This is a genomic window from Gluconobacter frateurii (genome assembly GCF_002723955.1).
Taxonomy (GTDB): Bacteria; Pseudomonadota; Alphaproteobacteria; order Acetobacterales; family Acetobacteraceae; genus Gluconobacter; species Gluconobacter frateurii.
On record NZ_BEWN01000004.1, the window covers coordinates 217,942 to 241,976 of the forward strand.

22 protein-coding genes and 1 tRNA gene are annotated in these 24,035 nt (G+C 57.3%); 12 read left to right on the forward strand and 11 right to left on the reverse strand.

Annotation, left to right across the window (positions count from 1 at the left end; all coding sequences use genetic code 11):
- Window positions 1-54: 54 nt before the first annotated feature.
- Window positions 55-129 (reverse strand) — tRNA-Met (locus GFR01_RS11855).
- 170 nt (window positions 130-299) lie between these two features.
- On the opposite strand from GFR01_RS11855, the gene GFR01_RS11860 reads away from it, so the two are divergent.
- Window positions 300-1,487: a mechanosensitive ion channel family protein gene (locus GFR01_RS11860; RefSeq protein WP_063904716.1), complete on the forward strand. Its 1,188-nt coding sequence runs from the start codon at window positions 300-302 to the stop codon at window positions 1,485-1,487.
- 110 nt (window positions 1,488-1,597) lie between these two features.
- Window positions 1,598-2,536: a GIY-YIG nuclease family protein gene (locus GFR01_RS11865; protein ID WP_099182770.1), complete on the forward strand. Its 939-nt coding sequence runs from the start codon at window positions 1,598-1,600 to the stop codon at window positions 2,534-2,536.
- 9 nt (window positions 2,537-2,545) lie between these two features.
- Here the strand turns inward: GFR01_RS11865 and GFR01_RS11870 are convergent, their stop codons facing one another.
- Window positions 2,546-4,072: an APC family permease gene (locus tag GFR01_RS11870; RefSeq protein WP_099182629.1), complete on the reverse strand. Its 1,527-nt coding sequence runs from the start codon at window positions 4,070-4,072 to the stop codon at window positions 2,546-2,548.
- Between the two features lie 39 nt (window positions 4,073-4,111).
- Complete coding sequence (locus tag GFR01_RS11875; RefSeq protein WP_099182630.1) at window positions 4,112-4,954, reverse strand: undecaprenyl-diphosphate phosphatase; 843 nt, start codon at window positions 4,952-4,954, stop codon at window positions 4,112-4,114.
- A gap of 128 nt (window positions 4,955-5,082) precedes the next feature.
- On the opposite strand from GFR01_RS11875, the gene GFR01_RS11880 reads away from it, so the two are divergent.
- Window positions 5,083-5,547 (forward strand): MlaD family protein, encoded by a 465-nt coding sequence (locus GFR01_RS11880; protein WP_099182631.1) that lies wholly within the window; start codon window positions 5,083-5,085, stop codon window positions 5,545-5,547.
- A 7-nt stretch (window positions 5,548-5,554) separates the two neighbouring features.
- Here the strand turns inward: GFR01_RS11880 and GFR01_RS11885 are convergent, their stop codons facing one another.
- Both GFR01_RS11885 and GFR01_RS11890 read right to left on the reverse strand, forming a co-directional pair.
- Window positions 5,555-6,619, reverse strand: a complete 1,065-nt coding sequence (locus GFR01_RS11885) for an ATP-grasp domain-containing protein (protein ID WP_063904712.1) — start codon at window positions 6,617-6,619, stop codon at window positions 5,555-5,557.
- Window positions 6,620-6,623: 4 nt separating this feature from the next.
- A complete protein-coding gene (locus GFR01_RS11890; RefSeq protein WP_099182632.1) occupies window positions 6,624-7,190 on the reverse strand; it encodes a DedA family protein in 567 nt (188 codons plus the stop codon).
- 236 nt (window positions 7,191-7,426) lie between these two features.
- On the opposite strand from GFR01_RS11890, the gene GFR01_RS11895 reads away from it, so the two are divergent.
- From GFR01_RS11895 to GFR01_RS11930, 8 genes are read left to right on the forward strand one after another with little or no spacing between them, the layout of a single operon-like run.
- Entirely contained in the window at window positions 7,427-8,353 is a 927-nt protein-coding gene (locus GFR01_RS11895; RefSeq protein ID WP_244902282.1) for a lytic murein transglycosylase, read from the forward strand.
- Window positions 8,340-9,194 (forward strand): septal ring lytic transglycosylase RlpA family protein, encoded by an 855-nt coding sequence (locus GFR01_RS11900; RefSeq protein WP_099182633.1) that lies wholly within the window; start codon window positions 8,340-8,342, stop codon window positions 9,192-9,194. The genes GFR01_RS11895 and GFR01_RS11900 overlap by 14 nt, the downstream gene beginning before the upstream one ends.
- A complete protein-coding gene (locus GFR01_RS11905; protein ID WP_099182634.1) occupies window positions 9,191-10,468 on the forward strand; it encodes a D-alanyl-D-alanine carboxypeptidase family protein in 1,278 nt (425 codons plus the stop codon). The genes GFR01_RS11900 and GFR01_RS11905 overlap by 4 nt, the downstream gene beginning before the upstream one ends.
- On the forward strand, window positions 10,452-11,117 hold the full coding sequence (gene tmk, locus GFR01_RS11910; protein ID WP_099182635.1) for a dTMP kinase: 666 nt from the start codon (window positions 10,452-10,454) through the stop codon (window positions 11,115-11,117). The genes GFR01_RS11905 and tmk overlap by 17 nt, the downstream gene beginning before the upstream one ends.
- Window positions 11,114-12,037 (forward strand): DNA polymerase III subunit delta', encoded by a 924-nt coding sequence (locus tag GFR01_RS11915; protein WP_099182636.1) that lies wholly within the window; start codon window positions 11,114-11,116, stop codon window positions 12,035-12,037. Before tmk ends, GFR01_RS11915 begins: the two co-directional genes overlap by 4 nt.
- Window positions 12,038-12,066: 29 nt before the next feature.
- Window positions 12,067-13,605 carry a methionine--tRNA ligase gene (metG, locus tag GFR01_RS11920; protein ID WP_099182637.1) on the forward strand — a complete coding sequence of 513 codons (1,539 nt, stop codon included), beginning with the start codon at window positions 12,067-12,069 and terminating at the stop codon, window positions 13,603-13,605.
- Window positions 13,602-14,387: a TatD family hydrolase gene (locus GFR01_RS11925; protein ID WP_099182638.1), complete on the forward strand. Its 786-nt coding sequence runs from the start codon at window positions 13,602-13,604 to the stop codon at window positions 14,385-14,387. Before metG ends, GFR01_RS11925 begins: the two co-directional genes overlap by 4 nt.
- Window positions 14,384-15,175 (forward strand): MBL fold metallo-hydrolase, encoded by a 792-nt coding sequence (locus GFR01_RS11930; RefSeq protein ID WP_099182639.1) that lies wholly within the window; start codon window positions 14,384-14,386, stop codon window positions 15,173-15,175. The genes GFR01_RS11925 and GFR01_RS11930 overlap by 4 nt, the downstream gene beginning before the upstream one ends.
- A gap of 44 nt (window positions 15,176-15,219) precedes the next feature.
- Here GFR01_RS11930 and GFR01_RS11935 read toward each other — a convergent pair whose 3' ends face one another.
- Window positions 15,220-16,836 carry a porin family protein gene (locus GFR01_RS11935; RefSeq protein WP_174694710.1) on the reverse strand — a complete coding sequence of 539 codons (1,617 nt, stop codon included), beginning with the start codon at window positions 16,834-16,836 and terminating at the stop codon, window positions 15,220-15,222.
- Between the two features lie 584 nt (window positions 16,837-17,420).
- Here GFR01_RS11935 and GFR01_RS11940 point away from each other — a divergent pair.
- Window positions 17,421-18,827, forward strand: coding sequence for a peptide MFS transporter (locus GFR01_RS11940; RefSeq protein WP_099182772.1), 1,407 nt, complete (start codon window positions 17,421-17,423; stop codon window positions 18,825-18,827).
- Here GFR01_RS11940 and GFR01_RS11945 read toward each other — a convergent pair.
- The 5 genes from GFR01_RS11945 to thiO form a co-directional block, all read right to left on the reverse strand.
- Window positions 18,795-21,359, reverse strand: coding sequence for a cation:proton antiporter (locus GFR01_RS11945; RefSeq protein WP_063904702.1), 2,565 nt, complete (start codon window positions 21,357-21,359; stop codon window positions 18,795-18,797). The genes GFR01_RS11940 and GFR01_RS11945 overlap by 33 nt on opposite strands.
- A 73-nt stretch (window positions 21,360-21,432) precedes the next feature.
- Window positions 21,433-22,038 (reverse strand): thiamine phosphate synthase, encoded by a 606-nt coding sequence (thiE, locus tag GFR01_RS11950; protein WP_099182641.1) that lies wholly within the window; start codon window positions 22,036-22,038, stop codon window positions 21,433-21,435.
- Window positions 22,038-22,823 (reverse strand): thiazole synthase, encoded by a 786-nt coding sequence (locus GFR01_RS11955; RefSeq protein WP_063904700.1) that lies wholly within the window; start codon window positions 22,821-22,823, stop codon window positions 22,038-22,040. The genes thiE and GFR01_RS11955 overlap by 1 nt, the downstream gene beginning before the upstream one ends.
- 3 nt (window positions 22,824-22,826) lie before the next feature.
- Window positions 22,827-23,024 carry a sulfur carrier protein ThiS gene (thiS, locus tag GFR01_RS11960; protein ID WP_099182642.1) on the reverse strand — a complete coding sequence of 66 codons (198 nt, stop codon included), beginning with the start codon at window positions 23,022-23,024 and terminating at the stop codon, window positions 22,827-22,829.
- 40 nt (window positions 23,025-23,064) lie between these two features.
- The gene (gene thiO, locus GFR01_RS11965; RefSeq protein WP_099182643.1) at window positions 23,065-24,033 is read right to left on the reverse strand and encodes a glycine oxidase ThiO; all 969 of its coding nucleotides are present in this window, start codon (window positions 24,031-24,033) and stop codon (window positions 23,065-23,067) included.
- Window positions 24,034-24,035 lie beyond the last annotated feature (2 nt).

The following is a 24,035-nucleotide window of genomic DNA, read 5'->3' on the forward strand; positions in this document are numbered from 1 at the left end:
AATGCTTCCAGATCAGATACCTGAAAGATTTTTATAATTTTTATGAGAGAAGGATGGTAGCGGTGGACGGATTTGAACCGCCGACCAAGGGATTATGATTCCCCTGCTCTACCGCTGAGCTACACCGCCATCCCACCGGGCTGACCCGGCGTTGAGGCGGGTTTTTAAGGGGGATCTGGTGGGGTGTCAACACGTTATCAGAAGGAAAATGAAGGATTTTGGTATCCGCATTTTTCACATTGCCCATATCTGTTATGGCTGGCCTGATCCTCGCCTCTCGTTAAGGAGTTTTCCGCCTAGTGACGCAGCATTTCGTCAGCACGCTGTTTGCCGTCCGGTCTTACTTTACCTGGCTTCCGGCGCCTGTCGTTTCCGTTCTGATGCTCGCAGTCGTGGGTATTCTGGCTTTTTATTGCGGTAATCTCGTAACGTCTCTGACGCTGCGTATTCCTGGATCGCGCAGTGCCGCGCTGATCCGGAAGATCGTGGCCGCGTTGCGAAGGCCGACGCGGATCATGATTGCGCTGCTTGCCATGGTCGCGGCACTCCCGGCGGCAACGGGTTTCTCTTACGAGACAGAACAAAATTTAAAACTGTTCTTCCTGTTTCTGCTGGTTCTGACCTTCGGCTTTTCAGCCATTATCGTGTTCCGGATCATGACGGAGGCGTATCTCAACCGTCTGTCTTCCCGTGAACAGACCGACGACATCATGATCCGAACGCATCAGACGCAGATCCGCGTCTTGAGGCGTCTGACGGAGATCATGGTTGGAATTGTGACGGTGGCGTCCGCGTTGATGCTTTTTCCGTCCGTCAAGCAGTATGGCGTTTCGCTCTTTGCATCTGCTGGTGCAGCATCATTGATCGTTGGTCTGTCTGCGCGTGGACTGCTGACCAATCTGATTGCAGGTGTGCAGATTGCCGTAACCCAGCCCATCCGTATGGAAGATCTCGTCATTATTAATGGTGACTGGTGCTGGGTCGAAGAAATCAACGCGACTTACGTGGTGCTGCGCGTCTGGGACTGGCGCCGTCACATCGTGCCGATTTCCTATTTTCTGGAAAACCAGTTCGAAAACTGGACACATAATTCCGCAGCGATCATTGGCGTCGTGTTTCTCTGGCTGGATTATGAGGCGCCGATGGACAAGGTCCGGGAGATGCTGAACGAAATTATCCGCACTTGTCCGCTTTGGGACGGCAAGGTTTTTGATGCGCAGGTGGCGGACTGCAATGCGCAGGTCATGTCCATCCGTATCATTGCCAGTGCCCGGAATGCGTTACAGAGCTGGGATCTGCGGTGTGACATCCGGGAAAAGATCATCGCCCGGATCCGACAGGAATGTCCTGAGGCGTTGCCGCGTGCGCGTTTTGCCATGATGCCGCCGCGCCCGGGTGAAGAGGCATGGCCTAGCGAGCTGCTGTCCCCCAAGATCGATCGCCCGCCGCCGGGAAGCTACATGGGACCTGGTACGCCGGGAGCGTAAAAGAAAAAGCCACCGTGGCCCGGTGGCTTTTTTTCTTCGTTTGTTGCCTAACGGGTTGGGGTCTGGAACCATACCAGCACGCTGAAGTGACTGGTAAAATTGAAGAGCATATGTCTGACCATCCGCAGACCATTCAGATTTTCCTTCCCTCTGGCGATCCACAGGGCATTCGAACGGCAGCCATCACCACGCGGATTGTGCAGGCCATAGAAGTTCCGCGTGTCCGTCTGGAAGCGTTTCTGCGAATGCCGGAAGCGGGCTTTGTGGGGGTCTATGTTCTTTTCGGCGAGAATGAAGAAAGCGGCGCTGCGAAAGCCTATATTGGGCAGACTGGCAACTTCGGCGTGCGACTGAAGCAGCACAATGAGAAGAAGGATTTCTGGAACAGGGCTGTTGTTGCCCTATCGCTGACGCAGAGCCTGACAGTCACGCACGCCCATTATCTGGAGTGGCTGGCTATCAGTCGCGCAACGGAAGCGCAGCGTTTCGAGCTTGAAAACGGTACGGTCGGCAGTAAGCCCCATGCTCCGCCAGCCATGGAAGCAGAATGTCGGGAAGTGTTCGAGACGCTGGATATTCTGCTGACGACTTTGGGGTATCCGCTTTTCGACCCATTAGTCAGGCGGCGCCCAAGCGTTTCTTCGGCTTTACAGTCGGATCGACCGGCAGAGTCAGCGGAGGCCGATAAGGAAGGGCAGGAATTATACTGCCGGGCTTCTGGTGTTGAAGGGCGAGCCCGCTATACGGAAGAAGGTTTTGTGGTTCTGGGTGGTTCTTATGGAAGAGCCGAAGTTTCTGATGCGTTTTTGAGGGATAACTACTTCCAGAAGCGTCATGCCTTGATTGATCAGGGCATATTGAAGCTGGAAGGCTCACGCATTGTCTTTATGCGGGACACGCTGTTCAAATCACCCAGTGCTCCGGCTGCCTATCTTCTGGGAAGGTCCGCTAATGGGTGGGCTGAGTGGAAAGATGGAACAGGACAGTCTTTCGGGGCGCTTATTGGGCGATATGATAATACGGATAAAGAGGCTGGTCTTTATCCGTAAGGGCGCGTTTTACTGCGCCATCGTGGAGTTGCGTCGCCCGTAAAAGACATAGGTCATGACACCCAGAGCCACATAGCCTGTCAGAAGCAGTAACGGAACAGGATTACCGCTAGCGACGGCATGGATCATATCTGAGACAAGCGGAATGGTCATGAACAGGCAGAATATGATGCCTAGAAGGGGCGACACGCCAATCCAGAAGCCGCGAATACGGAAGCCACCAAGCGGGACGCTGAATGGTCTCTGGATGTCTGGCCGCGTGTTCCGCTGCCAGATGACTGTGAAGCAGACGATGCCGAAGGCTGCCGCCGTACCGATGGAAACCAGATCGCTGATGATGTCGATGGGAAGAGTGGCCGTCATGAGAGCAACGACTAGACCCAGAACGATGGTGCCGAGCCAAGGGGTACGAAACCGAGTGTGGACCTTGGAAAAAAGCGGTGGGATCAGGCCGTCACGGCTCATGGTCAGGAGGACGCGTGACTGGGCATACATCAGGCCCATCAGGACCGAGCAGAGGCCGATTGTTGCACCAACATTGATGAAGATGGCCAGCCATGGCGTATTCATGGCTTTTACGGCAATGGCCAGTGGATCGGGCACGTCCAGTTCACGGTAGGGCACGATCCCCAGCAGTACGGCTGCGACAATCATGTACACGATTGTGCAGATCAGCAGGCTTCCAATGATCCCGACGGGGACATCCCGGGTCGGGTTTTTGGCTTCGGCTGATGCTGTCGAGACGGCTTCGAACCCGACATAGGCGAAGAAAATGACAGAAGCGGCTCTGAAGATGCCTTTGACGCCGTAATGGAAACCGCCTTGGTTCGCGGGAATGAACGGGTGCCAGTTCGCGGGATGAATGGCCTGGATACCAAACGCCACGAACAAACCAAGAACTCCAACCTTGAGAAACACGATAATCGTATTGACGCGCGCAGATTCTTCGATGCCGCGAACCAGAAGAGCCGTAACGAGAAATACGGCTGTCAGACCGATGAGATCCAGCCTCCAGCCACCACTGATTGCGGTGCCTTCTGACCCCGGAACCGGTTGAAGTGTTGCCTGAGTCAGAGCCTCGGGAATATGAATACCGAATACTTCAAGCAGGGACGAAGCATAACCTGAAAGGCCAGCGGCGACTGCTGCACAGGAAATTCCGTATTCCAGCAGAAGTAGCCATCCTACGAGCCAGGCGACCTTTTCACCCATTGAAATATAGGCGTACGAGTAAGCTGAGCCGGAAACGGGAAGCGTGGATGACAGCTCCCCATATGAGAACGCCGTAAAAAGGCAGGCGAGGGCGGCCACCACGAACGAAATGAGAACAGACGGCCCGGCATATTCTGCGGCGGCGGTTCCCGTCATGACGTATATGCCAGCCCCGATTGTGGATCCCACGCCCAGAAGAATGAGCTGGGTCGCCGTGAGGCTGCGCTTCAGCCCGTGCGCTTCATTCTCGGACATGATCTGTTCGAGACTCTTTCGCCGGGCCGAGGTGGCGGTCGATGCGCTGGATTGTATCGGAAGTGGCATGATCCCTAATCTGCCGGGAAAAGCGGCGTCTGGAAAGGTTTATAGAACGATGAGAACGCCTGCCAGCAGACCGGCAGCAATGCAGTAAATGCCGAAAGGCTTGAGAGCCCAGTCGTCATGATTGCGGAAGAAGCGCAACATCAGGAGAGAACAGATCAGAGCGGTGACACCGGCGACAACGGCACCCACCACGCATTGAAACATGACATCGTGGGAAATTGTCATATGTCGCATCTGCCATGTTTCTTTGGCGGTTGCCGCCAGAACGACCGGTTGGGCCATCAGAAGGGAGAAGCGGGCGGCCGTGCCGTGATCCAACCCACGGAGAAGGCCGCCATTCATTGTGGCGCCTGAGCGTGACAGACCCGGGAACAGGGCAAGGCACTGCCAGAACCCGATCACCAGGGCATCCTTGGGAGACAGGGAAGAGATCGGGCGGTGATCTGCCTGGCCGCGCTGTCTGCGGAGCCATTCCGTGACGAGGAGCAGAAGACCGTTCAGGACCAGAAAACCCGCAACGGCCAGGGGCGCACCGAATATGGCGCGGAGGCGATGTTCGAAAAGGCCGCCGAAGATGACAGCGGGAATTGTCGCAATCACGAGAAGGCCAAAGATCCGAATCGACTCAAGCTGGTTGTATCGACCGTGCAGACCCAGCATCCCGCGAAGAATGGCCATCCAGTCGCGCCAAAAAACACCCGCCAGAGCCACGAGGGTTCCGACATGGAGCATCGTCAGGAACGGCAGGAACATGTCTGAATGTTCGTCCACGTTCCAATGGAGGATACCGGGGAGCAGAACGGCGTGACCGAGGCTGCTGACAGGGAAGGGCTCGGTGATACCCTGAACGATGGCGAGGATGATGGCCTGGAAAAGCGTCATGGAGCCTGCACGGATGGGCGTAAAAGGAAGTCACTTGCCTGATGGGGCGAAGGGACGCAACCTTGACCGGGCTCTGGGGGCAGATTAACTCGCCCTTCTATTAGGTTTTCTGAAAGTTGAGGCGCGGCATGAAGTCAGGATACAGCGGGCGCGGTGGTGCCATTCTGGCAAGCGGCCTTGTTCTTGTCGTTGCCGGGGCATTTCTTGTTTACGGCAAAGAGTTGCGCAAGGACCCGGTTCAGAACAGCATTGTCATGCATGCCCAGTTCAATTCGGCCAATGGCCTGAAGCCAGGTGCGGATGTTGATTTGGCTGGAGTTACAGTTGGGCGCGTTCAGTCCATCCGGCTGGATCCGCAGAGCCAGATGGCCGACGTGGCATTTTCGGTTGATGAACGTCTTCATCTGCCGGTCGACACGGCAGTGGGAATTGGTGCCCCCAGCATGACGTCTGATAACGCGCTTCAGATCGAGCCGGGCAAAGACCCGAAGACACTGACCACTGGCGGGGTTATCAAGGACACCCGCGATCAGCTGTCTCTGGAACAGCAGGTCAGCAATTATATCTTCGGCGGCGGCAACCTCGGGAACTGATGTTCCCTCAGTCGTTCATGGGATAGGACGCGAGCAGGCGACGCTGCTTGCGCCAGGAATGCAGCATTCCGAAAGCACCGGAAGTCTTCCATCCGCGGGCCTTGTTGGCCGCACCGATCAGGAATGTCTGGCGATAGTGGGAAAACTGGGCGCGATAGGCTTCCCAGAGTGTCGTACGGCGATCCCAGATGTGAATGGCTTCGGAACCGACGCCATTGATCTCGATGATTCGCAGGCCTTCTCCGCGCTGAAGTGATTCGATCGAAGGCACCTTCACGTCCACCCGACCAAAATAGAAATCCGGAACGTCTTTCATGATGGCATCCAGACGGGCAGTCAGTTCAGGTGTGGTGTCTGCACGGCCATCCCGGAACACGGACCCTTTGCAATGGTTGCCAGCGAAAACCAATGGCAGTTGCTCACCCTCGGCCAGCACCGTTTTCTCCCGGCCTGCAAGTCGCGGCAGATAAAGCTGGGGAACCTGACCCATGCGAGGGTCACGCATGATGAGTTCCTCAATGGTGGAACGTCCGTTACCCGTCAGAACCGGCGCTTCCTTGTAGGTCACGGACGTAATGCGGCCCTGTGTCTGATCCGGATGGCGGATATAGAACAGGCCAGCTTCCACCGGATAATCGATGAGTTCCTGCACCATAAGTGCCACGTTTTCCGGAAACTGCGGAAGAACATCTTCCATCTGCGTGCGGGAATGTACGAGCTTCACGCCTGTCCCGTTGCAACCAATGTCTGGCTTCACCACGACGGGAAATGAGAGGCCAGACTGCTCCATGGCCGTCAAAGCGCGCTCCATTGATCCGGGACCGCTTTCAAAAACGGCATAGGGTGCAATGGCGTCCTTTGCGACGGGACCAGCCATATCGAGGATCGAGGACTTGCTCTCACCGCAGAGGCCGCCTGTTTCAATGCGCGGATTGGCGGCGGTGGGGATGCTGAGGTCCCGGTATTTCAGGCCCATGGCGATCCAGTACAGGACGATGGGCGTGTAGAAGATTGAACCTGGCCAGAACTCAAAAAGAGAAAGGGGATTCTGCTCGGTCTCTGTCTTGGACATTCAATTACTGGCTCACGGTCTGGATACGGGCGATCAGGCGCCCGACAACAACAATACATAGAACAAATCCTGCCAGCCCCGCCCAGCGCCAGCCTCCCTGATGCGCCAGAAGCCAGCCGCCGATCCGCATTGCCAGCAGAAACAGCAGTGTTGTCCACACCAGCGTAGCGAGAACGGCCGTCATGGCAAAGCGCAGGAATGGTGCCCGGAAAAAGCCGCATGCCGTGTAGAGCGGTAGTCTCGCGCCGGGCACGAAGCGCGAAATGGCAACGATGCGAATAACGTTTTTTGAAAACCAGTCCTGCGTGCGTTCCTGCTTTGGGAGGGTCAGGAAGCGGCGAAGGTAAGGCCAGCGTGCTCCGGCAGCGCCGAGGCCGTACAGTCCGAGATCTCCGACAGCGACGCCGAACCAGAGAGCTCCAAGAGCCAGTGCTATGCTGACATGTCCGGCACGGGCCGCAACGCCTGACAGGACGGTGGCTACATCCTCGAGGATGAATGTCCCCACAATGATGCTGACGGCTTTCAGCCATGCAGGCTGCGACGCCAGGGCGGGGCCAATGGCTATCATGCCGGGGGATGTTCCATGATCATGGAACGTTGATGTCGCATGTCGGCGCGCTGGCGACAATCTCAAGGCCGCTGTTTCATCCGTCTGAGCGCGGAAAGAAAGACGGGAGACTGGCGGGGAGCATCACAGGTTGCTAGCGTGCGCTGCAAATGAACCACCCTCTGGGGGCAGATAGTCCAGTGCTTAAAAGACGTAACCTTCTTGCCGCTTTTTCCTCGGTCGCCGGCGCTGCGGCAATGGGGATACGCTCTGCTGAAGCACAGGATTATGGGGCGTTTCTCGCTGGTGTGAGAACGCAGGCGTTGGCGCAGGGGCTGTCGTCCAGCATTGTTTCGCGTGCCCTATCCCTTACGAAGGAACCGAACCCCAAGGTTCTGAAGCTTGATCGACACCAGCCTGAGTTCACGCTGACATGGGCCCAGTACCGTGATCGCGTTCTGCCAGAGTCGCGGTTTCAGAAGGGGCGTATCACTTACGCGGGCGTTGAAAACGTCATGGCCCCCGTCACGGCGCGCTTTGGATGTGATGATCGTGCGGTTATGGGGATCTGGGGGCTCGAGTCGGGCTTTGGCGTACATACCGGCACGTTCTCGGTTGTGGATGCGCTGGCGACACTGGCTTTTGATGGGCGTCGCTCCACGTTCTTCCGGGGGGAGCTGATGAAGGCGCTCCAGATCCTGAACGATGGTGATATCTCACCTGAAGCCATGATGGGCAGTTATGCCGGAGCCATGGGGCAGGCCCAGTTCATGCCGAGCGCCTATTTGCGATATGCGGCGGATGGAGACGGAGACGGCAAGCGCAATATCTGGACGTCTCAGCCGGATGTGTTCGCATCCATTGCCAATTACATGGGGAAATGTGGCTGGCAGCCTTACGAGCCCTGGGGGCAGGAAGTGACGTTGGCAAATGCGCTCGACAAGAGCCAAATCGGCCGGACCAATACAAAGTCTCTTGCGGAATGGATGTCTCTGGGTGTGCGCCGGGCAGATGGGGCACGTTTCTCCCGGACTGACGTACAGGGTGCGATCATTCAGCCGGATGGTGCTGGTACGCAGGCCTTCATGGTTTACCACAATTTCAACGTGATCCGTCGTTACAATCCATCTGATTATTACGCACTGGGCGTAGGTCTTCTGGGAACCGGCATTGTTACTCCGTAATTGCGCGCCACTTCTGGCGTTTCTGCCTCTGTTTGGCGGCTGTCATCAGGATGACGCGCCTGTACCAGCCGCGCGTCCTCATTATGAGCTGGGGAATGCCTGGCAGGGGCCACAGGGGTGGTTTTATCCCTATGAGCAGTTCGATTACCGCGCGACTGGCCTTGCGACACGCGAAACGCCTCTGAAGGGGCAACTCGCGTCTGATGGGGAGGTCTGGTCTGCGGACGGTATGACCGGATCGCATCAGACCTTGCAGCTTCCTGCTGTCGTGGCAGTACGAAATCTGATCAACGGACGTGTTGTACGTATCCGATTGACGCGTCGGGGGCCCGCTAACGCCGGGCGAATTATCGCCCTCTCTCCGAAAGCTGCGGATCTGCTGGGGATGACCGCCGACACACCTGTAGAGGTGACGGAAGACGAAGCAGCGAGCCGTGCTCTGGTCGAAGGGTTGACCGGTGCTCCTCATCTGGACGTCCAGTCGGCTCCTGTTGGTGAGGTTCGTGCAGAGTCTCTCGATGGTGGTGCAGCGAAGACCTATGGAAGCGACTCGTCGGATGGGCGTCAGGCGGTCTCTACGCTTACCCCGATGCCTGTCACGTGGTCGCAGGGTAGTCCGGGGCCTACGGGGCTTTATGTTTTGCTGGGAAAGTTTTCCGGTCGCGGAGCTGCGGCCAGCATTGCGGCGCGGTGCTCTGGTGAGGTTGAGCGCGTGCCAGATGGGGCAGGTCTGGACTGGCGTGTGAGGTCCGGACCCTATACCGATACCGCCCAAGCCGATGCGGCACTGGACCGGACCCATGCGTGCGGGGTAGAGGGCGCACGGATCATTGTGGAATGACGGCCGTGACTAAGGCTGAAAAACTGGGGACGAACGTGCGGACTAGACGCTCTCTTTTCGGTGGTGTGGCAGGGTTTGCTGCCTGTGCTTCTTTTGGCGGGCCGCTGAGTGCACTGGCGCGCCCGCATCATCATGCTGGCCACGCGAAGGCCGCGGCCGCCGGAGCGTCTGCTGCTCCTGCAGCACCAGTTGGAACACCTGCGAATACGCCGATCGGCCCGTTCGATACGGTGGCACGCTGGGCTTATATCGTGGACTTCGATACGGGCGCCGTTCTGCTGGACAAGGCTGCTGACGAGCGCATGGCACCGTCATCCCTGACGAAGATGATGACGGCGTATATCGTGTTCGGCATGCTTGCGACGGGACGTCTGCGTCTGGACCAGGCGCTTCCAGTGAGCGAGAAAGCGTGGCGGACGCAGGGGTCCAAGATGTTCGTGCCGCTTGGCGAAAGCGTCGCGGTGCAGGATCTTATCCAGGGCATGGTGATCCAGTCTGGCAATGATGCCTGCGTTGTGTTGGCTGAAGGCATCGCCGGGTCTGAAGAGCGCTTTGTCGCGATGATGAACGAGGAAGCGCCCAAGATTGGGCTGAACAATTCGCACTTCATGAACGTGACGGGTTTGCCGGCTGAGGGGCATTACATGTCCGCTCATGACGTAGCGACCGTCGCCATGCACCTGATCCGCGATTTCCCGCAGTACTATCATTTCTTCGGTGAAACCGAGTTCCTGTTCAACAAGATCAAGCAGGGCAACCGGAACGTCCTCGTGGACAAGGGCCTCGCTGACGGTCTGAAGACGGGTCATACCGATGCAGGTGGGTTTGGTCTGTGCGCCAGCTCCAACCGCAATGGCAATCGCGTTATTGTTGTGATCAACGGCACGGCGTCCAGCAATGAGCGCGCTCATGAAGGCGAGCGTCTGATGGCGTGGGCTTTCGCAAACTTCGAAAATGCGACCTTGTTCCGAAAGGGGCAGGTTGTTGATCATGCACCGGTATGGATGGGTGAGCGTAAGGCTGTTCCGCTCGTGGCGGGTTCTGACATTGTGATGACGATGCCAGTCGGCTGGCAGCAGCGCTCACACATCGCGGTGGATTATGCGTCGCCCGTGATTGCGCCGGTTGTCGCCGGGCAGTCCTGTGGGGCGATCGTGATTTCAGCGCCGGGCATGGCGGATATTCGTGTGGCGCTGCAGGCTGGCACGTCCGTTGCGAAACTCGGACTGGTTGGACGTGCAATGGCGCGCCTTGGTCATGGCCCTGCAAATTAAAAACGGCCTGTTCATCACGCTGGAAGGTGGCGAAGGCGCGGGGAAATCCACGCAGGCGCGCCTTCTGGCGGATGTGCTTGGAGATCGGGGTTACGAGACGATCCTGACCCGTGAACCGGGCGGGACGCCGGGCGCGGAAGCCATCCGTCATCTGCTTCTGTTCGGGGAGGAAGAATTCTCCTGGCGTGCGGAAGTGCTGGCTCATATGGCAGCGCGCTGTGACCACCTGGATAATCTGATCCTGCCCGCCCTTGGGCGTGGTGCAATTGTTGTCTGTGACCGGTTTCATGACTCGACGTTGGCTTATCAGGGCTACGGCGTTGGGAATGCGTCAGCGGAGCGTCTGGAGTTCATCACGGGCGCTCGTCGTCTCGTGGCGCGCGAGCCGGATCTGACATTGTTGCTGGAGCTTCCACGGGAGCAGGCGCTTGAGCGACTGGAAAGCCGGGGCGGACGGACGGATCGTTATGAGGGTCAGGCTGAGGCTTTTCATCAGCGTGTCCTGACGGGCTTCGATACGATTGCCCGCGCAGAGCCAGAACGTGTGAAGCGTATCAATGCTGGTCGCACGCCAGAGGCTGTAAGCCGCGGTCTGCTCGAAGCTGTGCTGCAACGTCTGGATCAGACGGCGAGTGTTTCTGGCAGGTGACGGATCCTCGGCACACGTTTGAACTTCGGGGCCATGAAGAGGCTGAAAATGTTTTTCGGGCTGCTTTGGCTTCGGGTCGCCTTCATCATGCCTGGCTGATTTCCGGTCCTGCGGGGATCGGGAAGGCGACACTGGCGTTTCGTCTGGCTCGTATTCTTTTAAACGGGGAAGATTCCAATTCTCCTGCTGGTCGGCGTATTACGGCCGCCACACATGGCGATCTTCTGGAAATCTCCCGTGCCGTTGACGAGAAAAAAGGGCGTCTGCGCGGGGAAATTACGGCTGCGGATGTCCGGCCGGTCCAGTCTTTCCTGCATCACACGGCGACCGAAGGCGGCTGGCGTGTGGTTATTGTGGACGGGGCGGAGTTTCTGAACCGTTTTGCGGCCAACGCGCTTCTGAAAATCCTTGAAGAGCCGCCGCCGCGTGCCATCCTGCTGCTGACGACGGCGTCTCCCGGCAAGCTTCTTCCTACAATCCGAAGCCGTTGCCGGGCGCTGGCATTGTCACCGGTTTCGAACCATGACATGCGGGCCATTCTGCCGGATGTCCCGGAAGATGTGCTGGCAAGGGCGCATGGCTCACCGGGGCGGGCGCTGTTTCTGGCGCAGGATCGGGATGGGGCCATTGCGGGTTTTGTGGCGGAAATCCTGGCCGGGAAGGCCCTGAATGCGGAGATGCTTCCTCTCATTGACCGGATTGCCCGGGAGACGGAAGGTTTCGCATTGCTCTGTGATTTGCTAGGCGAGGGGCTGGCAGAACGCGCACGCTCGGCTGCACGACGTGGCGACCTGCTTCTTGCTGATTCTTCTGCCCGTCAGTGTTCGGAACTTGATACACTGAAGCGGCAGACAGACGGTTTTAATCTGGACAAGGCCCAGGCCATTCGTCAGGCAGTGGAACGCGCTGCCGGGATGTGAATGGCTCGGGCATGACAAGACGAGTGGACATGACGCGGCGCTTCACCATTACAACTCCGATTTTCTACGTGAACGGCGCTCCGCATATCGGGCATGCCTATACGTCCATCGCGGCTGATGTTCTGGCCCGTTTCCATCGCCTGAATGGTGAAGACGTGTTGTTCGTTAGTGGGACGGACGAGCACGGCCAGAAGGTCGAGCAGACCGCGACGGCACAGGGCATGGAGACGCAGGCCTATGCGGACAAGATTTCTGCGTCGTTCCGCCAGATGCAGCAGGACATGGCGATCTCCACGGATGAGTTCATCCGCACGACAGATGAACGCCACAAGGTTGCTGCAACGGCTCTGTGGGAGAAGGTCGCGGCCAACGGGCATATCTATCTCGGCGCGTATGAAGGCTGGTACTCTACGCGCGATGAAGCGTTTATTGGCGAAGACGAACTGGTCAAGAAGCCGGATGGCACGATGGTTGCTCCGTCCGGTGCGCCGGTGGAGCGCGTCAAGGAGCCGTCTTACTTCTTCAAGCTGTCCGAGTTTCAGGACCGTCTGCTGAAGCTTTATGAAGATAACCCCGACTTCATTGGCCCACATGGTCCACGTCGGGAAATTGAGAGCTTCGTGAAGCAGGGGCTAAAGGATCTTTCCGTCAGCCGGACCAGCTTCAAATGGGGGATTCCGGTTCCGAATGACCCTGATCACGTCATGTATGTCTGGTTCGATGCGCTCGCCAACTATCTGACGGCTGTGGGCTACCCGGATCTGAATGATCCGCGGGCGAAGTTCTGGCCAGCTGACCTGCATATTGTCGGCAAGGAAATTGCGCGGTTCCATTGCGTGTACTGGCCTGCGTTCCTGATGGCTGCGGGTATCGAACTACCGAAGAGCGTGTTCGCCCACGGCTGGTGGACGGTCGAAGGCGAGAAGATGAGCAAGTCTCTCGGCAATGTTCTGGACCCGAAGGCTCTGGCTGATGAGTTCGGTCTGGATGCGTTGCGGTTCTTCCTGATGCGTGAAGTGCCGTTTGGTGGCGATTCAAACTTCAGCCGTCGCTCCATGATTACGCGCACGAATGTCGAACTGGCGAACGATCTTGGCAATCTGTGCCAGCGGACGCTGAGCCTTGTGGCGCGGAATCTTGGCGGCGTCGTGCCGGAGCGGGGGCCGCTGACGGAAGATGATCAGACCATTCTGGCCTCCGTTCAGCTTTTGCCAACGCTCATGAGCGAACAGATCGAGCGCAAAGCGATTACGGATGCGCTTGAGGAAGTGTGGAAGATCATTCGTGCAGCTAACTCGTACATTGACCGTCAGGCTCCATGGGCGCTGAAGAAGACCGATCCGGAGCGCATGGCGCATGTGCTGCGTGTGTTGCTGGATGTGATCCGCGGTATCGCGACGATGCTCCAGCCTTACATGCCCAACACCATGGACAAGATGCTGACGCAGCTCGGTGTGGAAGATGGCGAGCGCACATTCGCGGCTCTTGAAACGCCGCTGCCGGGTGGCCGCACACTGCCGAAGCCGGAAGGGCTGTTCCCGCGCTTTGTCGTCGAGGACGCAGAATGACGGGACTGATCGACAGTCACTGCCATCTGGACCGTCTTGACGATGTGCCTGCCGCGCTGGACATCGCGCGGCAGTCTGGTCTGGACGGGATGATTACGATCGGAACGCGGTTTTCTCAGGCTGACACACAGATTGGCCTGACGCGGTTCGACACGCCGGATCTGCGCGTCTGGTGCGCGATCGGGACGCATCCTGACCACGTGGGTGAGGAGCGTTTGCCGTCCGTTGAGGAACTGGTTCGCAAAGCTGAGCCGTCCTGCATGGTGGCAATTGGCGAGTCCGGGCTCGACTATTTTCATAGTGGAGATGAGGCGAAGCCAGCGCAGCATGAATCCTTCAGAACGCATATTGCCGCAGCTCGGGAAACGGGATTGCCGGTCGTTATTCATACGCGTCAGGCGGATGACGACACGATTGCAATCCTGCGGGATGAGAGCGGGAAGGGCGCCTTTCCGTTTCTGATCCACTGCTTCGCTTCAGGGCCAAAGCTGGCGGAAGCGGCTCTGGAACTTGGTGGTTACATCAGTTTTTCGGGGCTTCTGACCTTCCCGAAATGTGAGGAAATCCGCGAGGTTGCGCGGGTTGTGCCGGAAGACCGTTTGCTGGTGGAGACGGATAGCCCATTTCTGGCGCCTGCACCCAAGCGCGGGCGGCCCAATACGCCTGGATATGTAGCGCATACGGCAGCCCGTCTGGCGCAGGAACGGGAAGTTTCGCCTGAGCGGATCGCTGAAATTACGACGGCCAACGTTCGCCGGCTGTTTACAAGGACGCGTCTGTGAAAGTCACGATCCTCGGATGTGGTGGTTCAGCGGGCGTCCCGATGCTCGGGGGGCATGATGGCTCACAAACGGGGATCTGGGGGCATTGTAATCCGGAAAATCCGAAGAACCGGCGGACACGCTCGTCGATCGTGATTGAAGGTGAGGGCGGCTTTCGGCTTCTGGTTGATTCTGGCCCGGATTTTAGGTCTCAGATGCTGAATTGTGGCCTGAGCCACATTGATGCAGTGCTCTATACGCATCCACATAGTGATCATATTGCCGGACTGGATGATCTGCGGGCGATTAATCGCGTGATTGACAGGCCATTGCCATTACTGGCGGCTCAAAGCACTCTGGAAGAGCTTCGACAGCGCTTTGCCTATGCTTTTGCGCCATGGAAGGGGCCGGATTTTTATCGTCCGGTCTTTGATGAGCAGGTCGTCGCAGCTGGCCAGTCGGTTACTTTTCCGGGTCTTGAAGGGCATATTTTCGAGCAGAGGCACGGGAGGATCACGTCTCTGGGGCTGCGTTTCGGGAAGTTTGCATATTCCACAGATGTTGAAACGCTGTCTGAAGAGGCATTATCGCTTCTCGATGGCGTTGGAACATGGGTTGTGGATTGCTTCCAATATGAGCCGCATCCGGCTCATGCATGGCTGGAACGTGTGCTGGAATGGCGTACGAAGATCAGGGCAGGGCGCACAATTCTGACCCATATGGGCACAGATATGGACTACGACATTCTGTGCAAGACGCTGCCTCCGGATGTGCGGCCAGCGTATGACGGAATGGTTCTGGAACTCTGAAAAATGAAAGAACCGGGCAGGGGGTCTGCCCGGTTCTTTTAAGGTCAGAACGTGATCATCGCACCAGCGGACATGGTGTGATCGCTTTCACGGTTCGGGCCGTGAGCAGCAGATTCCGTATGGGCATATTCACCTACAAGGAACATCCAGTCCGTCAGCGTGTAATACAGCGCACCGACTTCGGACTCATTGCGGCGGACCAGTGACGGGTTGTCTTCGCCAGCCGCCTGATAAAGGTTACTGACCCCGTAGCTTCCAACCAGTTTCAGGCGCGGCAGGATCTTATAGGATGCCTGCACATAGTAACCTTCAGAGTTCCGTTTGCGTCCGTTCTGCGAAATGCCGTCAAACAGAAGACCGGTCGTGCCGAGTCCGTTGCCGTAATAGTAGTACGCCACGCCTTCAAATGGTCCGCGCGAGACTTTCATGCCAACGTCGCCAGCGGCAACGGTTGCGCCTTTGCGGCTGTCTGTGCCGAGGGTTGAACTGGTCAGGTTCTGAACGTGCTGGGTCAGGAAACTGGCCCAGAAGCGTGTAGTGAAACCGGCAATGGTCGCATCGTAAGTGACTTTACCCTGAACCATGGGCGAACTGTGCTGCGTGGTTGTCGCAGACAGACCGCCGCCAGCGTAATTGTACTGGTCCAGTGGGGTCATGATTCCAAGAGAGCCCTGGAGGCCATGCCATTTCGGGGAAATATAGGTAATTTGCGGGAGCCAGTCCGTATAGACGTAACCAACGCCAATGCGGCCGAGCGATGTATTGGCCGGGTTGGCGTTGCTGCCGGTACTGCCGACGCTGAGAAGTGTTGCGTCATTCAGGATGGCATCGGAAGCAAACAGCGCGATATCACGACCGATCTTGATGGTTCCCAGTTTGTCGGTTCCCGCAGTCATGTAAACCTGACGGAAATCAACACCAGCGGTACCGAGGCCCACAGGACTGCCTCCGGAATTGGCGTTGAATGATCCGACATCGGCATTGTTCAGGCCCGGGTACATACCAAAGACAGCACCAAGTTTGATGCCTTCCTGAACGGTGTTCAGCTTGAGGATCAGACCGCCAGGCAGAAGTCCGTTACGGACGGAAGAAGAGTCAAAGCCGCTTGAACCGGTTGAAACGCCGCCTGCCACGGGACGACCGCCGCCAGGACTATTATACGTATAGAAACCGTTGACGAAGCCGGAGAGATTGATCTCGATCTGACCGGCCTGAACGGTCACGCCTTTGCCTGCGACATAGGGTTTAACGCGAACGACGCTGTCTGGATCGTAGTGCGCGAGCATGGACCGTGCATCACGTGCGCTGGCTGCTGCGTCCTGAGCTGCACGTTGTGCTGCCTGAGATGCGGCGATGGTTGTTACATCCGGCGGCTCAAGAGAGCCATCGTACTGATTGGGGTTATACCGGCGATAACGGTTGTGTCTGGCAGGGGGGCTCGATGTGCCGTCCTGATTTTCCGAAGAAGCAGAATGACCGTGTCTGAGATGGTGTGCGAGAAGACTGTTGTACTCGCCGCGTGTCAGGCTGCCTTTGGCGCGAAGAATATCCAGAAGCTCGGTGTAGTCATCGGCCTGTGCTGTTGCAGGGAGAACTGTAAGCGAACCCAGAGAGAAAGCGCAGCCCAGAAAAGCAATCTGACGCAAAGAAAGGCGAGCCATGCAATGACCGTTCCATCGAATGAACCGGTCACGGAAATGCGTTCGGAGACCGGAGAAATTGAACTTCGTTTCACGTTAGCGCCAAAACGGCCATTCTTTGCAACAAGTCATCGTGTATCACGATTATGTGAGTAAACAGCCGTTTTTTGACATACAAGTTGGCATAATATATCTTATACGACATTCGTGTGAGCGGATATTGAAACTTTCCTGACGCTTGAAAAACCGAGCGCCTGAGTCTCTCAACTCGCCGTTTTGTTGGATTTTTGCCTGTTTGCACGCCTCTGCATTGGCAATATTGAGGTATTGGCATTATGCCATAATCACTATTCTTGGCAGTTTTCTGCGGTTTTCCTGAAAAATATCCTTCTAAAATCGAAGGCTGATCTCAGTGGCAAAACGCCACAAGCAGTTGTGATGACGCAATACATGGCATTTTGCCATAGACTTGAATTGGGACATTTTGCCACAGTTTTGCGTATTGGCATTTTGCCAATGGCCTTCTCATCCCCTCTTTACCCCGCGTCCGGCTGCCCGCTACGAAGGGTTTTCCCCTCTCGTCTCCGAGGTCTGCTTTGACTGAAGTGCTCCCTAACGATCCCGTTATCGATGCTTTGACTATCCCTGACCGTAAGGAGATTCTTGGTCATCCGAGGGGGCTCTGGGTTCTCGTCCTGACCGAAGGATGGGTCGCATTTTCCCTTTACGGATTGCAGTCCATCCTTGTTCTGTATCTGGCTGATCATCTTCTTCAGCCAGGGCATATTGAGAATGTCTGGGGTATGGGCGCTGTAAAAGCCATTCTGGGTGCCCTTTATGCTCCGGTCGGGACACAGGCGACGGCTGGCGCCATAACGGGGCTATTCCTCGCTCTGATTTACGCCACGCCCCTACTGGGTGGCTTCGTGGCTGACCGGCTTTTGGGTAAAACCAGAACCATTCTTCTGGGCGCCATTCTGATGACAATCGGGCATATCCTGATGTCGTTCGACTGGAGTTTTGTTCTGGCCTTTGTGCTCCTGCTGCTGGGCATTGGAGCCGCTGGTGGTCTTCGGGCGCAGGTTGGCGCACTTTATGCGCTGGATGATCGCAGACGGTCAGACGCTTATCAGATTTATTCCCTTGGTGTGCAGGCTGCCGTCATTGTGTCACCTGCCCTTTGCGGAATGCTGGCGGCGAAAGCCTGGCACTGGGGATTTCTCACCGCCGGTTTTGGCATGCTGATCGGGTTGATTGTTTATCTTTTTGGGCGTCGCTGGTTGCCTGAGGATGCGATTTTCAAGGCGTCATCCCCTCGCCCACGCCTGACGTTTCGCGAGAAAAAAACAAGCATCCTGCTTCTGGCTTTGCTGCCAGTGCTGGCCTTGGGGGCGCTTCCTAATGATGAGATTTTTGACGGGTACCTGTTATGGGGCCGCGAACACTATCAACTGACGTTCTTCGGGCATCTGTTCCCTGTCAGCAGCCTTGTCTCGTTCGATGGCTTCATCAGCACTCTGATGACGATTTGCGTCCTTTGGTTCTGGCGCATGTATGCCAAACACAGGGCTGAGCCAGTAGAAATCACCAAGGTTGCAATCGGTACTTTTATTGCCTCATTTGGCCCGGCTGTGCTGGCCCTGGCGTCGTGGCTTTATCCTGGGCCCCACCAGATCAGCCTGCTTTGGGGGCTGGCTTTTCATATCATCAACGATATCGGCTTCAGCATGAGCTATGCCATTGGAATGGCAATGTATTCCCGTGCAGCGCCCGTCAGTTTGAATACGATTTTCGTATCCTGCTTCTCGCTCCATCTCTTCGTGGCCAATCTGACCATTGGCAAGCTCTCAACCCTGATCGGGCATATCGGGGACGTTCCGTTCTGGCTTCTGCACAGTGGTGCCAGTCTGGTGGCCGCGGTGATTTTGCTCTTCTGTTCGATCTTTTTCCGGAGCCTTCTGGCCCCGGAAAATCTGCCCTCAGGGAGAGACGATCCGTCTCATATCCTGTGATGGAGCCAGTCTGACGCCTTCTGCCGTCTGTAGGACGTACGGATCGAGCAGACCGTCCGCCCGCTTGTTGCTCCGGGCGATGATAAGGCGCTGAACGATTGGGTAGTCGTGGATCAATCGTTCAAAGACGGGTTTAGGAATAGCCAATAAGTGGCTGAACTGAAGAGCGCGAACGGTCCCGGGCATGCGCTCGCTCCGGATGACGCTGGCCGCACCAATCAGATCACCGCTCCCGAACAGGATTTCCCGCTCCGGTAGATGAACTTCCGCCAGACCTGCGACCTGTGCATAGACCGTCCGGACATTCTGCCCGCGCTTGAACAGAACTTCTCCCGGAGAGACGAACCGCATTGCGACCTTGCGGGAAAGCGTATGCAATACGCTGTCGGGCACGCCATTGAACGCCGGGAACGCTCTCATGCGCTGTTCGATACCGCTCTTCAAGTTGAACCGCAAAGGCGCCTCAAGGCGTGCACTGCGGCGTTCGATATCGCGATGCAGTTCCCGGTGGAGTTCTTCAGAAATCAGATTGTCGGCCTGAAGCGCGTCGTATTCCTCGTCTTCCAGACGCAGGGCGATCTGGCGCAGGATCCTGCTTTCCAGAGCTTCTGAATACCCGGAATAATGGAGGCGTAATGTTTCCAGCGCATCATCAAGCAGCTTGCGCTGACGACCCAGAACTTCGGACACGATTTCCGTAATGCGTGGGCCAAGCGTTGGCTCCATACGCTGACGGACAAAGCGTTGCAGTGACAGAGACACCAGATGCGCGATGATGAGCATCTCGAAACGCTCCATCATCGCGTACATCAACGGTTCATCGAAATGGAAGCGACTGTGCAGATCCTGAGCAACACGGAAGCGTAGAGGCGGCTGGAGACGGCGCTTCAGAGCCTTGACGTATCCATAGCGCCCTTCTAGTCGGGCACCGTCTGACATGGCTTCAGCCGTGCGGAGAAGCGTCTCCATTACACGGCGGGACAGGCCTTGGATGCGGAAGAGATCCAGAAGCAGGGAGCGTTCCTGATTGGCGATCGTGATAAGTGCGATATTCACGCGGGCACGATCACTCAGGGCGGATTCAAAATTATTGGCCGCCCTCTCCTTTTCCGCACGTTTTTCAATGCGGCTGATGACGCCGATGCGTGTCTGCTCGCTGAAGCCAAGCTCGTCGGACATGACGCGGGTGCGTTCAGCGACTTCGCCAAGACCAATGCCCAGAATTTGCTGGCGAATGGCCTGATCAATCGGGGAAAGCTGATCGAGCTTCAGGAACAGCACGAGCGAGCGCAGGGTCGTACCGTTAACCAGCAGCGTGATCAGAACGAAGCCCGTGGCAATGATACCGATGAAGTGCGCGACAGGGCTGGAGACGCTCTGGTTCTCCGTCACGGCCAGCGCCAGTGCCAGCGTAATGGCACCACGCAGACCACCCCAGACCATGGTGGCTTTGAACGGTGTGGGTACCGGTGGGGAAAGCTTCGTAAAGGCCAGAATGGGTAGCAGACCGAACACGACGGCACCACGCGCCAGAAGGCCTGCCACGCTGGCGATCAGGATCAGCACGCAGTCCCAGCGGGTCATGCCGATCAGCAGACGCGGAACCAGCATGGATGCCAACAGGAACACGAGTGATCCTGCCCAGAAAACCAGTTGCTGCCAGAGTTCGTTCAGAAAGCGCCAGACCTGTGGGCGAAAGGTTGACGGGCCATAGGCAGAAACCGTCAAGCCTGCGGCGGCCGTCGCAACCACACCGGAGAACCCAAGCATTTCGTCACATAGGATATAGACCGTGTAGGGCAATGCGAGTGTGAGCGTGATTTCGGCGGCTGGTGCACCACCCAGACCCGCAATCAGAAGAAGCGTCAGCCGACCGAGACAGACACCTACGACGATTGCACCGCCGAAAGCAGACGCGAAATCAACAACAGCCTCACCGAGATGGATATGCCGGTGCGATGTGACGGAGGCCAGCAGAATGGCAAAGATCGCGATGGCGGCAGCATCGTTCAGGAGCGCCTCGCCTTCAACAAGGCGGGTTAGCCGTGACGCAGCGCCGATTTCCCGGAAGATGCCAGCCACTGCCGATGGATCGGTCGTGGCGACGATGGAGCCGAGCAGAAGGCAGACAACAAGGCTCTGACCGGCAAACGGGTAGAGCGCAAAACCGATTGTCGCGGTTGAAACCACGACCGCGACCACGGCCAAAAGAAGGACTGTTGCCGTTTCATGGGCCAGACGTCTTACATCAATGGCCATAGCACCCTGGAAAACCAGAATGGGCAGAAAGATCAGCAGGAAGGCTTCGCTGTTGATCGGAAAGTAGATCAGGGCTTCAGCCGCGCCATCCAGCAGGTCCGTGGCTGACGAACGTACGACAAGAGAGGCTGCTCCCCCGAGGACAATACCAGCGAGAGCAAGCAGGACCGTTTCGGAAATCTCAAGCCGTTTGGCCAGAGGTTGAATGATGCTGACGAGCGTGAGCAGGAACGCAATCGCGAGAAGAACGGCTGCAAGCCCTGTCACCATCATTGTATTCCGTACTCCTTTAGTTCGAAAGCCATCCTAGAGAGCGTTTCCGCCTCATGATAGCGTTGTCTTCAAATTATGTGTCTGCCGCGGCAAGCCACTGTTCTACCTGACTTTCCGGATCTTCCGCACGAATGAAGTCGCTGACGGCAGCCACACTGTCGGCTCCAGCTTTCAGGCAGGCTGGCAGATGCTCCAGCGTAATGCCCCCGATGGCCACCAGGGGAACATTACCGCAGAGTTCCCGCCACTCCGTCAGACGCTCAACGCCCTGAGGACCGAACGCCATCTTCTTCAGTTTCGTTTCCCAGATTGGGCCAAGCGCAACATAATCCGGCTTGCAGGCCAGAGCGCGTTGCAGCTCTTCGTGGCTATGGGTCGAAATGCCGAGGCAGATACCTGTTTGCCGGATGGCATCCAGATCAGCTGTATCAAGATCTTCCTGTCCCAGATGCAGCCATTCATAGCCGAGTTCGATTGCCAGTTCCCAGTAATCGTTCAGCACGAGGGCGACATTATGGCGTACGGCAAGTTCCTGTGCGGTTTCGATCTGGGCGCGCAGTTCTTCGGGCGGAAGATCCTTGAGGCGAAGCTGAATGAAGCGTGCGCCCGCTCCGCCAAGGCGCTCAACCCAGCGCGGATGATCAACGACCGGATAAATCTTTGAAGGCAGACGGGACATCAGAGCATTTCTCCACCAAGGCTACGGGCCAGACCCAGTGTCGGGGTCGATGGCACCGCCATATCGCGTTCTTCCATAGGGTCTGCGGCATAACCTGCCAGGCCGGCTTCACAGGCCAGACGAAAAGCCTTCGCCATCTGTGCCGGATCGCCAGCCTTGGCGACGGCTGTGTTGATCAGGACGGCGTCATATCCGAGTTCGAACGCCGCCGCCGCATGAGACGGCTTTCCAATTCCCGCATCCACAACCATCGGGACATCCGGGAAATGCCCACGAAGAGCCCGGAGGCCGAAAAGATTGTTCAATCCCCTGCCCGAGCCAATCGGCGCGCCCCATGGCATCAGGACTTCTGCGCCGGCTCGAAGCAGGCGTTCTGCGACGACCAAGTCTTCCGTGGTGTATGGGAAGACCTGAAACCCATCTTCCGTCAGAATGCGCGTTGCTTCCACAAGCCCGAAGACATCCGGCTGGAGCAGATCACCCTGCCCGATCACTTCGAGCTTGATCCAGTTCGTACCGAAGACATCGCGAGCCATCTGGGCCGTCGTAACGGCTTCACGAACACCATGGCAGCCAGCGGTATTGGGCAGGACCGGAACGTCAAGGCTCTGGATCAGAGACCAGAACGCCTGCCCTGCCTGTGCGCCTGCGGACTCACGACGAAGGGATACCGTCACAACGCCTGCCTGCGCTGCTTTGACTGCATCAGCAAGAATGGCCGGGCTGTCGTATTGCGCCGTCCCCAGCATCAGACGGGAGGACAGTTCAGTACCGTAAAATTTCATGCTTCAGCCTCCCTGCATCGGGGCAAGGATTTCAAGAACAGCTCCCTCGTCCACAGCCTTGAGGCTCCGCTGTGTTGCGGGAACGAAAAAGCCGTTCAGGGCGGTTGCAACGCGGGCTTTCCCGTAGCCCAGCTCATCAAGAATGGCTCCAAGGGTTCGGGCATGAACCTCTCTGGGTTCGTCATTGACGGTGATCTGCATGATGTCTCTCCCATCCAGGGCTGTATGAGGAAGAAAGGGTTCAGGCCCGATCTGTTCCGAAAATGATGTCACAGACTTCCCTTGCACGCGCTGGCGATAACAGGAACCCGTGACGATACATGCCATTAAGGGAAATCCTGTTGCCATCTCGCCGGACGCGGGGAACGTTGTCGGGATAGGCGGGTCTTAGCCCGGCATTGGCTTCCAGAAGTTCAGCCTCAGCAAAAGCCGGATGAAGCGTGTAGGCGGCGTTCAGAAGGTCCGTGATGGCGCGCACTGTAATGGCGCGGGTGTCATCGCTTTCCACCATGGTTGCACCGACCATAAAGACGGAGTTGTCTCGTGGCACGATATAAACCGGAATACGTGGGTGCAGCATTCGGATCGGGCGATGAAGCGTGATTTCGGGGCAGCGTAAAAGCACCATTTCGCCACGCATTCCTCGCAAATCTTTCTGGACGTCACGCGCGGCAACGCCTGTGCAGTCTATAATCCAGTCAAAGAGCGTTTCATCCGCCTGCGGATGAGACAGCAGGGTTCCGCCGTTCTGAACCAGCCTGTCCGCGAGGGCCTGAAGGGCTTTGCGTGGATCGACATGGCCTTCTGCCGGGAAAAACAGCGCCTTGTCGAAGCGATCTTCCAGATCGGGTTCGAGAGCTCGGATGCGCTCAACGCCGATTGTTTCGAAATGACTAGTCCGACGCCCGAACCGCGCAAGCTCAGGTGTGTCACGCGGAGGAGCAACCACGAGGCTTCCAGCCTGTACGACGTCCGGAACATGGGTTTTCCACCAGTCGAGGGATGTCAGGCTGGCCTGTGTGACTTCATCGGGCGCAGATTCTGCTTCGCACCACGGCGCAAGCATCCCGCCCGCGAACCATGACGCTCCGGCCCCCACGCGACCGCCTGCATCATGGACTGTGACCTTGGCGCCTTGCTCGGACAGAGCGACCGCTGTGACCATTCCAGCGACCCCGGCTCCGCGAACCAGAATGTGAGGTCCCGTCATGC

Bases quoted from the DNA above. Each gene is read 5' to 3' on its own strand.
- GFR01_RS11865 (WP_099182770.1), top strand. From the start codon at position 1,598: ATGTCTGACCATCCGCAGACCATTCAGATTTTCCTTCCCTCTGGCGAT.
- GFR01_RS11870 (WP_099182629.1), bottom strand. From the start codon at position 4,072: ATGCCACTTCCGATACAATCCAGCGCATCGACCGCCACCTCGGCCCGG.
- GFR01_RS11875 (WP_099182630.1), bottom strand. From the start codon at position 4,954: ATGACGCTTTTCCAGGCCATCATCCTCGCCATCGTTCAGGGTATCACC.
- GFR01_RS11880 (WP_099182631.1), top strand. From the start codon at position 5,083: ATGAAGTCAGGATACAGCGGGCGCGGTGGTGCCATTCTGGCAAGCGGC.
- GFR01_RS11885 (WP_063904712.1), bottom strand. From the start codon at position 6,619: ATGTCCAAGACAGAGACCGAGCAGAATCCCCTTTCTCTTTTTGAGTTC.
- GFR01_RS11890 (WP_099182632.1), bottom strand. From the start codon at position 7,190: ATGATAGCCATTGGCCCCGCCCTGGCGTCGCAGCCTGCATGGCTGAAA.
- GFR01_RS11895 (WP_244902282.1), top strand. From the start codon at position 7,427: ATGGGGATACGCTCTGCTGAAGCACAGGATTATGGGGCGTTTCTCGCT.
- GFR01_RS11905 (WP_099182634.1), top strand. From the start codon at position 9,191: ATGACGGCCGTGACTAAGGCTGAAAAACTGGGGACGAACGTGCGGACT.
- tmk (WP_099182635.1), top strand. From the start codon at position 10,452: ATGGCCCTGCAAATTAAAAACGGCCTGTTCATCACGCTGGAAGGTGGC.
- metG (WP_099182637.1), top strand. From the start codon at position 12,067: ATGACGCGGCGCTTCACCATTACAACTCCGATTTTCTACGTGAACGGC.
- GFR01_RS11925 (WP_099182638.1), top strand. From the start codon at position 13,602: ATGACGGGACTGATCGACAGTCACTGCCATCTGGACCGTCTTGACGAT.
- GFR01_RS11935 (WP_174694710.1), bottom strand. From the start codon at position 16,836: ATGGCTCGCCTTTCTTTGCGTCAGATTGCTTTTCTGGGCTGCGCTTTC.
- GFR01_RS11945 (WP_063904702.1), bottom strand. From the start codon at position 21,359: ATGATGGTGACAGGGCTTGCAGCCGTTCTTCTCGCGATTGCGTTCCTG.
- thiE (WP_099182641.1), bottom strand. From the start codon at position 22,038: ATGTCCCGTCTGCCTTCAAAGATTTATCCGGTCGTTGATCATCCGCGC.
- GFR01_RS11955 (WP_063904700.1), bottom strand. From the start codon at position 22,823: ATGAAATTTTACGGTACTGAACTGTCCTCCCGTCTGATGCTGGGGACG.
- thiS (WP_099182642.1), bottom strand. From the start codon at position 23,024: ATGCAGATCACCGTCAATGACGAACCCAGAGAGGTTCATGCCCGAACC.
- thiO (WP_099182643.1), bottom strand. From the start codon at position 24,033: ATGACGGGACCTCACATTCTGGTTCGCGGAGCCGGGGTCGCTGGAATG.